Consider the following 14,436-nt stretch of genomic DNA (forward strand, 5'->3'; position numbering starts at 1 on the left):
GCATATGAAAAACCTCCGGCTATGCCGGAGGATATTTATTATGTACTCACTTAAAACAAAATACAATATGAGTATTATGATCGGTTAGACTAGCGCCAGAACCAGTTAGAATGAGCACCTAATGTAATGTCGAATCAACGTACCCCGCTAAAGCATCTCAACACATTTGCACTATCAGCCTACGCGAGCAATGTAATCAGTGCCAACTCTACACAAGAATTGATTGATGCATGGCATGAGTCTGTCTCGAAGCATCAACCTGTACTCTTGCTTGGGGAAGGCAGCAACGTGCTGTTTATTGAGAATTACTCAGGGACAGTATTACTTAATCGTATTAAAGGTATTACTTTTACTGAAGATGATACAGCCTGGCATCTGCATGTAGGCGCAGGAGAGAATTGGCACCAGTTGGTATGCTACTCGTTGCAAAACAATATGCCGGGTTTAGAGAACTTAGCCTTAATTCCAGGCTGCGTTGGCTCTGCGCCAATTCAAAATATTGGTGCATATGGTGTTGAGCTGCAAAAAGTATGTGAATACGTTGATTTACTTGATCTGGAGAAAGGCACGGTTCGACGCCTTTCTGCTGAAGACTGTCAATTTGGTTATCGCGACAGCATATTTAAACATCACTACGGTCATGGGTTTGCCATCATAGCTGTAGGTATTCGATTAATAAAATCTTGGGTACCAACACTAGGTTACGGCGATTTAACGCGTATGGACCCATTGACCGTGACTGCAATAGATATTTTCAACTCAGTCTGTGCGATGCGTCGAAGTAAGTTGCCGGATCCGACAGTGACTGGCAACGCAGGTAGCTTCTTTAAAAATCCGGTTGTGGATGCCGCTGTGGCTGAAGATATCGTGAAGCTTTATCCCAATGCGCCTCACTACCCACAGCCCGATGGAACAGTAAAGTTGGCTGCAGGCTGGCTTATTGATCAATGTGCGCTCAAAGGATACCAGATTGGCGGAGCAGCAGTACATCAGCAGCAAGCTTTGGTACTGATTAATCTTGCAGAGGCTACTGGGCAGGATGTGTTGGGGCTAGCCAGCCATATCCGTCAGCAGGTCGCAAAGAAGTTTGCCATTTGGTTGGAGCCAGAGGTGCGCTTTATCGCAAGTAATGGCGAAGTTAATGCTGTGGAGCGTTTGTCGTGAAAGATATAAAAGTCCCCTTGCGATTAATCGGCATACTTGCCGACGGTGCTTTTCACTCAGGTGAGCAATTAGGTGAAATGTTAGGTATGAGCCGTGCTGCAATTAATAAGCATATGCACACTATCAGAGAATGGGGACTAGATGTTTTCACTGTGCCTGGCAAAGGTTATAGCTTACCGGCACCTATCCAATTACTTGACGAACAAACTATACTAAGTTATTTGCCCGCAGGCCAGGTAGCTGTATTGCCAGTAGTTGATTCGACGAATCAATATCTGTTAGATCGCATCACCGAACTTAAATCCGGTGATGCTTGTGTTGCCGAATATCAGCAAGCTGGTCGGGGCAGACGTGGCCGCCAATGGGTATCTCCTTTTGGTGCTAATCTTTATTTATCAATGTTCTGGCGATTGGAACAAGGTCCTGCGGCTGCAATGGGACTAAGTTTAGTGGTGGGTATTGTCATGGCAGAGGTACTGCACAAATTGGGTGCAGAGCACGTCCGCGTCAAGTGGCCGAATGATTTATATCTAAACGATAAGAAACTGGCTGGAATATTAGTGGAACTCACTGGTAAAACGGGTGATGCAGCACAGTTGGTTATTGGTGCCGGTATTAATCTGACCATGCGTGAATCAACGACTAATGTTATTAGCCAGGATTGGATTAATTTACAAGAAGCTGGCGTTAATATTGATCGTAATAAACTGACAGCTGAATTGTTATCCGAGTTACGATTGGCAGTAGTTAAATTTGAAAATGAGGGACTACCTGCCTTTATTTCACGCTGGCGAGAAATGGATAATTACCTTGATCGTCCAGTGAAGCTGATTATCGGAAACCAAGAGATATTTGGTATTGCTCGCGGGATTGATCAGCAAGGTGCATTATTATTAGAGCAGGACGGGAATATAAAACCGTATATTGGTGGTGAAATATCCCTTCGCGGAGTTTAATTGAGATATTAAGCGGGTAGTTATTCTACCCGCAATTTATTATTTTCTTAAACGCACGCTTTCAACCGCATGATTGGCACTTTTAGTCATTATCAGGCTGGCTCGTTCACGCGTAGGTAAAATATTTTGCTTTAAATTCAGCCCATTAATCTCTTTCCATAACTGGGTCGCAATCTTTACTGCTTCTGTTTCTGGCAGCTTTGCATAGTTATGGAAATAAGAATCAGGATTAGAAAACGCGCCCTGGCGAAACTTAAGGAACCGGTTGATATACCAACTTTGGAGTAAATCTTCTGGCGCATCAACATATATAGAGAAGTCTACAAAGTCAGAGACAAATACATGGTGCGGGTCATGAGGGTAATCCATGCCACTTTGCAGAACATTTAAGCCCTCTAATATAAGAATATCCGGTTGTTTGATAATCTTATTACCATCAGGGACAATATCATATATTAAATGGGAGTACACTGGTGCGGTGACATGGTCAGCACCTGATTTAACCTCAGAGACAAATTTCACTAAACTGTGCATATCATAGGATTGTGGGAATCCTTTTTTCTTCATCAACCCGCGCTCGTTCAGCACTTTATTCGGATAAAGAAAACCATCTGTAGTAATCAGCTCGACACTACGATGCTCTGGCCAGCGGCTTAGCAGCGCCTGTAGTAAACGAGCGGTTGTACTTTTTCCTACCGCGACACTGCCCGCAATACCAATAACATAGGGAATACGTTGGCCATCAGTTCCAAGAAATTGCTCCAGAACCGCCTGGCGACGCAAATTAGAACTGATATAAAAATTAAGTAGTCGTGAGAGCGGTAGATATATCTGTGCCACTTCATCTAATGAAAGATCTTCGTTAATCCCTTTGAGTTTAACGATTTCTTCTTCTGTTAGCGTCAATGGTACTGAGTCGCGCAAAGCAGCCCACTGAGTACGATCGAACTGTAGATAAGGCGTCGCTAAAGACTGATCTCTTTTTGTCATAAGCCAAATTCTGCCTGTTAACGCAGGTTGGGAAAGGCGCTGGACGCCAACTCCAGATAAGAAACAAGCTGCATATTATAGGCAGCTTGCTTTTTGGCGTAGACATTTTTGTATTTAGTGAGTGATTTCTTTGATATGTGTTGCTATTCCGATCAATTAAGAAGGACTATGCCAGGCTTCTGCTCTGTGATTGATGGGATTTATTATTAGCTAGCTATCGATGTATGTATCTGATTCACAGAGAATAAGCGCTTAAAGTAAATCGCGGTTGGATGATAGTAACCATCTGGAGTGCAGGCATAATCAGGGATCTCGCCCATACATCGATATCCTTGCGTGCGATAAAAAGACTCAGCGGGGGAGCCCCAGCTTCAGTATCCAAGTATAACAATCCTCGACGAAGTTGAACCGCAGTATTTTCCATCTCAATAACCAATTTATGCCCAACCCCAGCACGGCGGCTACGGCTGTGAACTAATAATTTTTGTACTTCAGCTCGGTTTAAACCATTGGGTTTTTGGCATAAATCTAATTGAATGGTACCCACGACCCCGGTTTCATCACGTGCTATCCATAATAGTAATGTCCCTTTCGTGATGGCGGGGTGAAGACTATGGTAGTAGTTCTCAGCCTCATCTTGTGAGAGATCTCGGGTGCCATAGCCGATTGACGCACCATGAGAGACAGCATCAATCAGTAAATGTGCCAATTCACTTCGATATATCGGTAATGTCGCCGCATTCAGTAAAACTATCTTCATAATAAAGCCCCTGCCTGATAGCTGGTTTGCGCATATATTGGTATTTAAGCAATAAGTAGGCCAAATAGGAAACAGTGATATTATGGGCGTTGGGCCATATTTTCTTGCTATCTCTGCCCCAAAATTGACGTATTTCCTCATTTTTGGGGCAAAGGACTAAACTTATTTTAGCTTCGAACGAGGGAAGTTTGTTTGGCTATGGAATATGGATAGGTTTTTGGGGGATGATTTTCATTCATAGATTTGGGTAATATAACCAAATTACTGAGCGCGATTTAAGCTAACCTTGGTCAATAATACACCTTGCGTTTAAAAAGTGGCTGTTTTGTGAGCGAAAGGGCATGTTATGCAATTTTTTTGTTGCATCATAGGCTCACTCTACCTAGAATGCGCTGCACTTGATGCCGGCATAGCTCAGTTGGTAGAGCAACTGACTTGTAATCAGTAGGTCCCGAGTTCGACTCTTGGTGCCGGCACCATTCAAGTATTAAAAATTAGGTGGGGTTCCCGAGCGGCCAAAGGGAGCAGACTGTAAATCTGCCGTCATCGACTTCGAAGGTTCGAATCCTTCCCCCACCACCATATTTACCCTTGAGTCTCAAGCCGATTCAGATATTAGGAATCTAAATGAGCCACTTGAGGGGAAGGTGAAAACCTTCGACGAAGGTTCGAGCCGAGCGTAGTGAGTCAACGACGCGCAGCGGCGGCCCGAAGGGTGAGGAATGAAGTGACGAATAATCCTTCCCCCACCACCATATTTACCCTTGAGTCTCAGGCGATTCAGAAGACCGAACCCCTATACACACTCAAGGCGAGAGTTACTCTCGATGAAGAGTGAAGTGGCCAAGCCCTTCCTTTCAAGTTTCTGCAGATTAAGTCAGGTAGCCGAGTTCTAAGATGCGGGCATCGTATAATGGCTATTACCTCAGCCTTCCAAGCTGATGATGTGGGTTCGATTCCCACTGCCCGCTCCAAGATGCGCTGATATGGCTCAGTTGGTAGAGCGCACCCTTGGTAAGGGTGAGGTCGGCAGTTCGAATCTGCCTATCAGCACCACTCCTCATTCTCTCGTCCCCTGATTTTCTTTCTGCGTAATGGATTCAACAAGCATGCGCTTGGTTGATGTGGTGAAACCACCGATTCCGTGTCTTAGAGGGACAATCGATGTCTAAAGAAAAGTTTGAACGTACAAAACCGCACGTTAATGTGGGTACTATCGGCCACGTTGACCATGGTAAAACTACCCTAACTGCTGCAATCACCACCGTTCTGGCTAAAACCTACGGCGGAAATGCTCGTGCATTCGACCAAATTGACAACGCTCCTGAAGAGAAGGCGCGTGGTATCACCATCAACACGTCTCATGTTGAATATGACACCCCGTCACGTCACTATGCGCACGTTGACTGCCCAGGGCACGCCGACTACGTTAAAAACATGATCACCGGTGCTGCTCAGATGGACGGCGCTATCCTGGTTGTTGCTGCAACTGATGGCCCAATGCCACAGACTCGTGAGCACATCCTGTTGGGTCGTCAGGTTGGTGTTCCTTACATCATCGTATTCATGAACAAATGTGACATGGTTGACGATGAAGAGCTGCTAGAACTGGTAGAAATGGAAGTGCGCGATCTTCTGTCTACCTACGATTTCCCAGGCGATGATACGCCAGTTGTTCGTGGTTCCGCGCTGAAAGCATTGGAAGGCGAACCTGAGTGGGAAGCAAAAATTATCGAACTGGCTGGCTACCTGGATTCTTACATCCCAGAACCAGAGCGTGCTATCGATAAGCCGTTCCTGCTGCCAATCGAAGACGTATTCTCTATCTCTGGTCGTGGTACTGTTGTAACGGGTCGTGTAGAGCGCGGTATCGTTAAAGTTGGTGAAGAAGTCGAAATTGTTGGCCTGAAAGATACCGTTAAATCTACTTGTACTGGCGTTGAAATGTTCCGCAAACTGCTGGATGAAGGCCGTGCAGGTGAGAACGTTGGTGTTCTGCTGCGTGGTATCAAGCGTGAAGATATCGAACGTGGTCAAGTTCTTGCTAAACCAGGTTCGATTAAACCACACACCAAATTTGAATCAGAAGTTTATATTCTGAGCAAAGATGAAGGTGGTCGCCATACTCCGTTCTTCAAAGGCTACCGTCCTCAGTTCTACTTCCGTACAACTGATGTAACCGGTACTATTGAACTGCCAGAAGGCGTTGAGATGGTGATGCCAGGTGATAACATTCAAATGATTGTTAACCTGATTGCTCCTATCGCAATGGATGACGGCTTGCGCTTTGCAATTCGTGAAGGCGGTCGTACTGTAGGTGCTGGCGTTGTTGCTAAAGTCATTGAATAAGATTTGACGCGACATGCGATAAAAGGGCATCATTTGATGCCCTTTTTCTACGTTGTCATACTAGAACCTATCTCATCAGTGGTTTTTTCATCATAATTACTGGTGAGATGGGCTCTGGAAGTACGGCGGATAGTGCTGAGTGGTGCTGATTAGAGAGAGTCTAGAGCATCCTTCGGCTTGGTTTGCTTTGCGGTGCGAAGCAAAGTTGTTTGTTCTGAATCATAGTGACAGGTTGGTTTATGAGTGCGAATACCGAGGCTCCAGGGAGCGGACGCGGCCTGGAAACGGCTAAATGGCTAATCGTTGCTGTACTGTTAGTTGCAGCTATAGTTGGTAATTATTATTACCGTGATTTCAGCCTGCCGCTGCGCGCGTTGGCAGTTGTAGTAATTATCGCTGTTGCCGGTGCTGTTGCATTGATGACGGCAAAAGGCAAAGCCACTGTAGCGTTTGCTCGTGAAGCACGCACGGAAGTGCGTAAAGTGATTTGGCCTACCCGTCAGGAAACTCTGCACACAACGTTAATCGTTGCTGCGGTAACTGCTGTAATGTCACTGATTCTATGGGGGCTGGATGGTATTCTGGTCCGCCTGGTATCATTTATTACTGGCCTGAGGTTCTAAGATGTCTGAAGCACCAAAAAAGCGTTGGTACGTCGTTCAGGCGTTTTCCGGTTTTGAAGGCCGCGTAGCACAATCGCTGCGTGAGCATATCAAGTTACATGACATGGAAGAGCTGTTTGGCGAAGTCATGGTTCCAACGGAAGAAGTCGTCGAGATTCGTGGCGGTCAACGTCGTAAGAGTGAGCGTAAATTCTTCCCAGGCTATGTACTGGTTCAGATGGTGATGAATGACGCCAGCTGGCACTTAGTGCGTAGCGTGCCTCGTGTAATGGGCTTTATCGGTGGTACATCCGATCGTCCGGCACCAATCAGTGATAAAGAAGTTGATGCGATTATGAATCGTCTTCAACAAGTGGGTGATAAACCACGTCCTAAAACACTGTTTGAGCCAGGTGAGTTGGTTCGTGTTAGCGATGGTCCGTTTGCAGACTTCAACGGTGTTGTTGAAGAAGTGGACTACGAAAAGAGCCGCTTGAAAGTGTCTGTTTCCATTTTTGGCCGTGCAACTCCGGTTGAACTGGATTTCAGTCAGGTAGAAAAAGGCTGATTCATTTTTCGCCATTGGTTGAAATTTGAGTCTTGTCTTAGGCGTGAGATTACAATATAATTTCGCGCCTTTTGTTTTTAGATGTCTTGCTTTTTGTCATCCGTGACAACTTATTTCATAGTAAATAATAGCGAGACAAAACACGGGGAGCCTCGAACGCGAGGCGATATTACCCAAATCGAGGAAATCGTAAATGGCTAAGAAAGTACAAGCCTATGTCAAGCTGCAAGTTGCAGCTGGTATGGCGAACCCAAGTCCACCAGTTGGCCCAGCATTGGGTCAGCAGGGTGTTAACATCATGGAATTCTGTAAAGCGTTCAATGCTAAGACTGAAAGCATTGAAAAAGGCCTGCCAATCCCTGTTGTTATTACAGTTTATTCTGACCGCTCTTTCACTTTCGTTACTAAAACCCCGCCAGCAGCAGTTCTGCTGAAAAAAGCGGCAGGTATTAAGTCTGGTTCCGGCAAGCCGAACAAAGACAAAGTAGGGACTGTGACCAGTGCTCAGGTCCGTGAAATCGCAGAAACCAAAGCTGCGGATATGACTGGTGCTTCAATTGACGACATGATGCGTTCAATTGAAGGTACTGCTCGTTCCATGGGCCTGGTAGTGGAGGGTTAATAAATGGCTAAGCTGACCAAGCGCATGCGCGTGATCCGTGACAAAGTTGATGTTACTAAGCAATATGATATCAACGAAGCTGTTGCCCTGCTGAAAGAGCTGGCTACTGCTAAATTCGTAGAAAGCGTGGACGTTGCCGTTAACCTCGGTATCGACGCACGTAAATCTGACCAGAACGTTCGTGGTGCAACTGTGTTGCCACACGGTACTGGCCGTTCAGTCCGCGTTGCTGTTTTCGCTCAGGGTGCAAACGCTGAAGCTGCGAAAGAAGCAGGCGCTGAATTGGTAGGTATGGAAGATCTGGCTGATCAAATCAAGAAAGGCGAAATGAACTTCGACGTTGTTATTGCTTCCCCTGATGCAATGCGCGTTGTCGGTCAATTGGGCCAAATCTTGGGTCCACGCGGCCTGATGCCAAACCCTAAAGTGGGTACTGTTACTCCTAACGTTGCTGAAGCAGTTAAGAATGCTAAAGCAGGTCAGGTTCGTTATCGCAACGATAAAAACGGTATTATCCACACTACCATTGGTAAAGTTGATTTCGACTCAGAGAAGTTGAAAGAAAACTTAGAATCTCTGGTTGTTGCGCTGAAGCGTGCTAAACCTGCTACAGCGAAAGGCGTTTATATCAAGAAAATCAGCCTGTCCACCACCATGGGCGCCGGCGTTGCTATTGATCAAAGCGGCCTGTCAGCAGTAGTGAACTAATCACTAATTGCTTTTATCGCTTTACGTGGGCGTAAGGTTTGTCTAGAATCTTACGCCCATGCTTCTGTTGATGGCTTATTTGTTAATCACAAATGTCCGATCTGCAGAGAAACAGAATTTTTCGGTTGGAGCTTGGCCTTATCCAAGCCTCCGTCCAAGACCGCAGGTGTGTTGTAAAACACTTAATTTCCTGCGTAGACGGTGACAGAACCTGAAGCATTTTTTTATTTTTTTGTTTATCAAGAATAAAAAAGAATGGTCTTTGCTGGATTCTGCTCACCGTGTTTCAACGCCCGTTCATTACAATTTAGTAATGTTTTGGGTGACGTGAGTTCCGGGGAATTAATCCCCGGTTAATCCAGGAGCAAGAACTAATGGCACTAAATCTTCAAGGCAAACAAGCGATTGTTGCTGAAGTTAAAGAAGTAGCCAAAGGTGCGCTGTCTGCGGTTGTTGCGGATTCCCGTGGCGTTACCGTTGATAAAATGACTGAACTGCGTAAAGCAGGTCGTGAAGCTGGCGTTCACATGCAAGTTGTTCGTAACACCTTGCTGTCACGCGCAGTTGAAGGGACTCCGTTTGAGTGCCTGAAAGACACGTTTGTTGGTCCAACCTTGATTGCATTCTCTTCAGAACACCCGGGCGCAGCTGCTCGTTTGTTCAAAGCTTTTGCTAAAGATAATGCGAAATTTGAGGTTAAAGCAGCAGCCTTTGAAGGCGAGTTAATCCCTGCGGCTCAGATCGACCGCCTGGCAACTCTGCCAACCTACGAAGAAGCAATCGCACGTCTGATGGGAACCATGAAAGAAGCCGCTGCTGGCAAATTGGTTCGTACTCTGGCTGCGCTGCGTGACCAGAAAGAAGCTGAAGCGGCTTAATTGCCCTCACTTTTTTAGTCATTGCTTTTTAACGTATAAACTATTTCTGTATTTTAGGAACAATTGTTATGTCAACTATCACTAAAGACCAAATTCTGGAAGGCGTTGCAGCTCTGTCTGTAATGGAAATCGTTGAACTGATCTCTGCTATGGAAGAGAAATTCGGCGTTTCAGCTGCTGCTGTTGCTGCAGGTCCTGCTGCTGCTGCTGAAGCTGTAGAAGAACAAACTGAATTCAACGTTGTTCTGGCTTCATTCGGCGACAACAAAGTTGCAGTTATCAAAGCTGTTCGCGGCGCAACTGGCTTGGGCTTGAAAGAAGCTAAAGACCTGGTTGAATCTGCACCTGCAGTTCTGAAAGAAGGCGTGAACAAAGACGAAGCTGAGTCTCTGAAAAAATCTCTGGAAGAAGCTGGTGCTTCTGTTGAGATCAAGTAAGTTAAGCTTTGAGTTCGCAGCCTGACTTATAGGCTGATGGCTGGTGACTTTTTAGTCATCAGCCTTTTTGCGCTGTAGGGCGTTAGTCGCATTTCACACTGTTTAGCGGCTAACTAACCCCTAATATTCCTTTCTATTGACGACTTAATATACTGCGTTCTCAGCTACGACCCACTCGGGTAGCTCGGTAGTTAAAGTAACGCGATGAAATGGTTTAAGAGTGATAGAAAAGAGTATTCCGAGGAGTGTTTCGACTTCTCGTTCTAAATAATAGTGTTGCACGACCTGTCCTGGTTTCAGGGCAGACAGAGTGGGTCGACTTTTCAGCGAGCTGAGGAACCCTATGGTTTACTCCTATACCGAGAAAAAACGTATTCGTAAGGATTTTGGTAAACGTCCACAAGTTTTGGACATACCTTATCTCCTTTCTATCCAACTTGACTCGTTCCAGAAATTTATCGAGCAAGATCCTGAAGGGCAGTACGGTCTGGAAGCAGCATTCCGTTCTGTTTTTCCAATCCAGAGCTACAGCGGCAATTCGGAGCTGCAATACGTTAGCTACCGTCTTGGTGAGCCAGTATTTGACGTCAAAGAGTGCCAGATCCGTGGTGTGACTTATTCCGCACCGCTGCGCGTAAAACTGCGCCTGGTCATCTATGAGCGCGAAGCCCCGGAAGGTACGGTCAAAGACATCAAAGAACAAGAAGTCTACATGGGTGAAATTCCACTCATGACCGAAAACGGTACCTTTGTCATTAATGGTACTGAGAGGGTTATCGTATCTCAGCTGCATCGTAGTCCTGGCGTATTCTTTGACAGCGATAAGGGTAAAACCCATTCATCGGGTAAAGTGTTGTATAACGCACGTATCATCCCTTACCGCGGTTCATGGTTAGATTTCGAGTTTGACCCGAAAGACAACCTGTTTGTCCGTATTGACCGTCGTCGTAAGTTGCCGGCAACCATCATTCTGCGTGCATTGAATTTCACCACTGCACAGATCCTTGATCTGTTCTTTGAAAAAGTGGTCTTTGAGATTCGTGACAACAAGCTGCAGATGGAATTGGTTCCTGAGCGCCTGCGCGGTGAAACGGCATCCTTTGATATTGAAGCGAATGGCAAAGTTTACGTCGAGAAAGCGCGCCGTATTACTGCTCGTCATATTCGCCAGCTTGAAAAAGACGGCATTGATCGCATCGAAGTTCCGGTTGAATACATTGCCGGTAAAGTGGTCGCTAAAGACTACATCGATGAGAACACTGGTGAGCTTATCTGTGCAGCCAACATGGAGCTGTCACTGGATTTGCTGGCTAAACTGAGCCAGGCAGGTCACAAGCAAATCGAAACATTGTTCACCAACGACCTGGATCACGGTGCTTATATCTCCGAGACCCTGCGTGTTGACCCAACCAGCGATCGTCTGAGCGCTTTGGTTGAGATTTACCGCATGATGCGTCCTGGTGAGCCACCAACACGTGAAGCAGCTGAAAACCTGTTTGAGAACCTGTTCTTCTCTGAAGACCGCTATGATTTGTCAGCGGTTGGCCGGATGAAGTTCAACCGTTCACTGCTACGCGACGAGATCGAAGGTTCCGGTATCCTGAGCAAAGAAGACATCACTGAAGTGATGAAGAAACTCATCGATATCCGTAACGGTAAAGGCGAAGTGGATGATATCGACCACTTAGGCAACCGTCGTATTCGTTCCGTTGGTGAAATGGCTGAAAACCAGTTCCGTGTTGGTCTGGTTCGTGTTGAGCGTGCAGTTAAAGAGCGTTTGTCTCTGGGCGACCTCGACACACTGATGCCTCAGGATATGATCAACGCCAAACCGATTTCGGCTGCGGTGAAAGAGTTCTTTGGTTCCAGCCAGTTGTCACAATTTATGGACCAGAACAACCCGTTGTCTGAGATTACGCATAAACGCCGTATCTCTGCATTGGGCCCGGGCGGTTTGACCCGTGAACGTGCTGGCTTTGAAGTTCGAGACGTACACCCGACTCACTACGGTCGCGTATGTCCAATCGAAACGCCAGAAGGTCCAAACATCGGTCTGATCAACTCCTTGTCCGTGTACGCACAGACCAACGAGTATGGTTTCCTGGAAACCCCTTATCGTCGCGTGCGCGATGGTGTGGTGACCGATGAAATTAACTATCTGTCTGCTATTGAAGAAGGCAACTTCGTTATCGCTCAGGCGAACTCCAACCTGGACGAAGACGGTCGCTTCATTGAAGACTTAGTCACTTGTCGTAGCAAAGGCGAATCAAGCCTGTTTAGCCGCGATCAAGTTGACTACATGGACGTTTCCACTCAACAGGTGGTGTCCGTTGGTGCTTCTCTGATTCCATTCCTGGAACACGATGACGCCAACCGCGCCTTGATGGGTGCGAACATGCAACGTCAGGCAGTTCCTACTCTGCGTGCTGATAAGCCGTTGGTGGGTACTGGTATGGAACGTGCGGTAGCGGTTGACTCAGGGGTAACCTCTGTAGCCAAACGTGGCGGTACCGTTCAGTACGTAGATGCATCCCGTATCGTGATTAAAGTTAACGAAGACGAGATGTATCCGGGCGAAGCAGGTATTGATATTTATAACCTGACCAAATACACCCGTTCTAACCAGAACACCTGTATCAACCAGATGCCGTGTGTGAATCTGGGTGAGCCAATCGAGCGCGGTGACGTGCTGGCAGATGGCCCATCTACAGACTTGGGCGAACTGGCATTGGGTCAGAACATGCGTGTAGCGTTCATGCCTTGGAACGGTTACAACTTCGAAGACTCCATCTTGGTCTCCGAGCGCGTGGTGCAAGAAGATCGCTTCACAACTATCCACATTCAGGAACTGGCATGTGTGTCTCGTGACACCAAGCTGGGGCCAGAAGAGATCACTGCTGACATCCCGAACGTGGGTGAAGCTGCACTCTCCAAACTGGATGAATCCGGTATCGTGTATATCGGTGCTGAAGTGACTGGCGGCGACATTCTGGTTGGTAAGGTAACACCTAAAGGTGAAACCCAACTGACCCCAGAAGAGAAGCTGTTACGTGCGATCTTCGGTGAGAAAGCGTCTGATGTTAAAGACTCTTCTCTGCGTGTTCCAAACGGTGTTTCCGGTACGGTTATCGATGTACAAGTCTTTACTCGCGACGGCGTAGAAAAAGACAAACGTGCATTGGAAATCGAAGAGATGCAACTGAAGCAGGCTAAGAAAGACCTGACTGAAGAGTTGCAGATCCTGGAAGCGGGCCTGTTTGCACGTATCCATGCAGTACTGGTTTCTGGTGGCATCGAAGCTGACAAGCTGAGTAAATTACCACGTGACCGCTGGCTGGAACTTGGCCTGACTGACGAAGACAAGCAAAACCAGCTGGAACAGTTGGCAGAGCAGTACGACGAAATGAAATCCGAATTCGAGAAGAAGATGGATGCCAAGCGTCGTAAGATCACCCAAGGTGATGATTTAGCACCAGGTGTGCTGAAGATAGTCAAAGTGTATCTGGCTGTTAAACGTCAGATTCAACCGGGTGACAAGATGGCCGGTCGTCACGGTAACAAAGGTGTTATCTCTAAGATTAACCCGATCGAAGATATGCCTTACGATGAAAACGGTACGCCGGTAGACATCGTTCTGAACCCGCTGGGCGTACCATCGCGTATGAACATCGGTCAGATTTTGGAAACCCACTTAGGGATGGCAGCGAAAGGCATCGGCGAGAAAATCAACGCCATGCTGAAAAAGCAGGAAGAAGTTGCCAAACTACGTGAGTTCATCCAGAAAGCCTACGATCTGGGCGATAGTGTTTGTCAGAAAGTTGATCTGAGCACCTTCACCGATGACGAAGTACTGCGTCTGGCTGAGAACCTGAAAAAAGGTATGCCAATCGCAACACCAGTCTTCGATGGTGCGACAGAGAAAGAAATCAAGGAACTGTTACAGCTGGGTGGCTTGCCAACTTCTGGTCAGATTACTCTGTTTGACGGCCGTACCGGCGAGCAATTCGAACGTCAGGTTACTGTCGGCTACATGTACATGCTGAAACTGAACCACTTGGTTGATGACAAGATGCATGCGCGTTCTACCGGTTCTTACAGCCTGGTTACTCAGCAGCCGCTGGGTGGTAAGGCTCAGTTCGGTGGTCAGCGCTTCGGTGAGATGGAAGTGTGGGCGTTGGAAGCTTATGGCGCCGCGTACACATTGCAGGAAATGCTTACCGTCAAGTCCGACGATGTAAACGGCCGTACCAAGATGTACAAAAACATCGTGGATGGCGATCACCGTATGGAACCAGGCATGCCGGAGTCCTTCAACGTATTGTTGAAAGAAATCCGCTCGCTGGGCATCAATATCGAGCTGGAAGAAGAGTAATTCTTCGCCAGACGGCAAGCTCTCATAGCC

At 46.9% G+C, this 14,436-nt stretch carries 11 protein-coding genes, 4 tRNA genes, 1 other RNA gene and 1 pseudogene; 15 read left to right on the top strand and 2 right to left on the bottom strand.

From position 1 onward, the window contains the following. The first annotated feature begins 126 nt into the window (after positions 1 to 126). Positions 127 to 1,164, top strand: coding sequence for a UDP-N-acetylmuramate dehydrogenase (gene murB / locus FGL26_RS17385; RefSeq protein ID WP_005175719.1), 1,038 nt, complete (start codon positions 127 to 129; stop codon positions 1,162 to 1,164). After that, on the top strand, positions 1,161 to 2,120 hold the full coding sequence (gene birA / locus FGL26_RS17390; RefSeq protein ID WP_011815379.1) for a bifunctional biotin--[acetyl-CoA-carboxylase] ligase/biotin operon repressor BirA: 960 nt from the start codon (positions 1,161 to 1,163) through the stop codon (positions 2,118 to 2,120). The genes murB and birA overlap by 4 nt, the downstream gene beginning before the upstream one ends. A gap of 39 nt (positions 2,121 to 2,159) precedes the next feature. On the opposite strand, the gene coaA is transcribed toward birA, so the two are convergent. Both coaA and FGL26_RS17400 read right to left on the bottom strand, forming a co-directional pair. Beyond that, complete coding sequence (gene coaA / locus FGL26_RS17395) at positions 2,160 to 3,110, bottom strand: type I pantothenate kinase (protein ID WP_005165813.1); 951 nt, start codon at positions 3,108 to 3,110, stop codon at positions 2,160 to 2,162. Positions 3,111 to 3,316: 206 nt separating this feature from the next. Next, positions 3,317 to 3,870 (bottom strand): annotated as a pseudogene (locus tag FGL26_RS17400) (GNAT family N-acetyltransferase). 403 nt (positions 3,871 to 4,273) lie between these two features. Here FGL26_RS17400 and FGL26_RS17405 point away from each other — a divergent pair. From FGL26_RS17405 to rpoB, 13 genes are all read left to right on the top strand, one after another. Then, positions 4,274 to 4,349, top strand: a tRNA-Thr gene (locus tag FGL26_RS17405). A gap of 18 nt (positions 4,350 to 4,367) precedes the next feature. Then, positions 4,368 to 4,452 (top strand) — tRNA-Tyr (locus FGL26_RS17410). 45 nt (positions 4,453 to 4,497) lie between these two features. Continuing rightward, positions 4,498 to 4,625, top strand: a non-coding RNA gene (locus tag FGL26_RS17415) — RtT sRNA. A 144-nt stretch (positions 4,626 to 4,769) separates the two neighbouring features. Then, a tRNA-Gly gene (locus FGL26_RS17420) sits at positions 4,770 to 4,844 on the top strand. A gap of 6 nt (positions 4,845 to 4,850) precedes the next feature. Beyond that, positions 4,851 to 4,926, top strand: a tRNA-Thr gene (locus FGL26_RS17425). Between the two features lie 108 nt (positions 4,927 to 5,034). Further along, positions 5,035 to 6,219 carry an elongation factor Tu gene (tuf, locus tag FGL26_RS17430; RefSeq protein ID WP_005165809.1) on the top strand — a complete coding sequence of 395 codons (1,185 nt, stop codon included), beginning with the start codon at positions 5,035 to 5,037 and terminating at the stop codon, positions 6,217 to 6,219. Positions 6,220 to 6,458: 239 nt separating this feature from the next. Then, positions 6,459 to 6,842, top strand: coding sequence for a preprotein translocase subunit SecE (gene secE, locus FGL26_RS17440; protein WP_004704671.1), 384 nt, complete (start codon positions 6,459 to 6,461; stop codon positions 6,840 to 6,842). A 1-nt stretch (position 6,843) separates the two neighbouring features. Further along, on the top strand, positions 6,844 to 7,389 hold the full coding sequence (gene nusG, locus FGL26_RS17445; protein ID WP_002210671.1) for a transcription termination/antitermination protein NusG: 546 nt from the start codon (positions 6,844 to 6,846) through the stop codon (positions 7,387 to 7,389). Positions 7,390 to 7,582: 193 nt separating this feature from the next. After that, positions 7,583 to 8,011: a 50S ribosomal protein L11 gene (rplK, locus tag FGL26_RS17450; protein WP_004393384.1), complete on the top strand. Its 429-nt coding sequence runs from the start codon at positions 7,583 to 7,585 to the stop codon at positions 8,009 to 8,011. A gap of 3 nt (positions 8,012 to 8,014) precedes the next feature. After that, positions 8,015 to 8,719, top strand: coding sequence for a 50S ribosomal protein L1 (gene rplA / locus FGL26_RS17455; RefSeq protein WP_005165803.1), 705 nt, complete (start codon positions 8,015 to 8,017; stop codon positions 8,717 to 8,719). Between the two features lie 374 nt (positions 8,720 to 9,093). Next, positions 9,094 to 9,597 carry a 50S ribosomal protein L10 gene (gene rplJ / locus FGL26_RS17460; RefSeq protein WP_005165800.1) on the top strand — a complete coding sequence of 168 codons (504 nt, stop codon included), beginning with the start codon at positions 9,094 to 9,096 and terminating at the stop codon, positions 9,595 to 9,597. A gap of 68 nt (positions 9,598 to 9,665) precedes the next feature. Then, positions 9,666 to 10,034 carry a 50S ribosomal protein L7/L12 gene (gene rplL / locus FGL26_RS17465; RefSeq protein WP_004876762.1) on the top strand — a complete coding sequence of 123 codons (369 nt, stop codon included), beginning with the start codon at positions 9,666 to 9,668 and terminating at the stop codon, positions 10,032 to 10,034. A gap of 343 nt (positions 10,035 to 10,377) precedes the next feature. Beyond that, complete coding sequence (gene rpoB / locus FGL26_RS17470; RefSeq protein WP_005175701.1) at positions 10,378 to 14,406, top strand: DNA-directed RNA polymerase subunit beta; 4,029 nt, start codon at positions 10,378 to 10,380, stop codon at positions 14,404 to 14,406. Positions 14,407 to 14,436 lie beyond the last annotated feature (30 nt).

The organism is Yersinia enterocolitica subsp. enterocolitica (genome assembly GCF_901472495.1).
Lineage (GTDB): Bacteria > Pseudomonadota > Gammaproteobacteria > Enterobacterales > Enterobacteriaceae > Yersinia > Yersinia enterocolitica.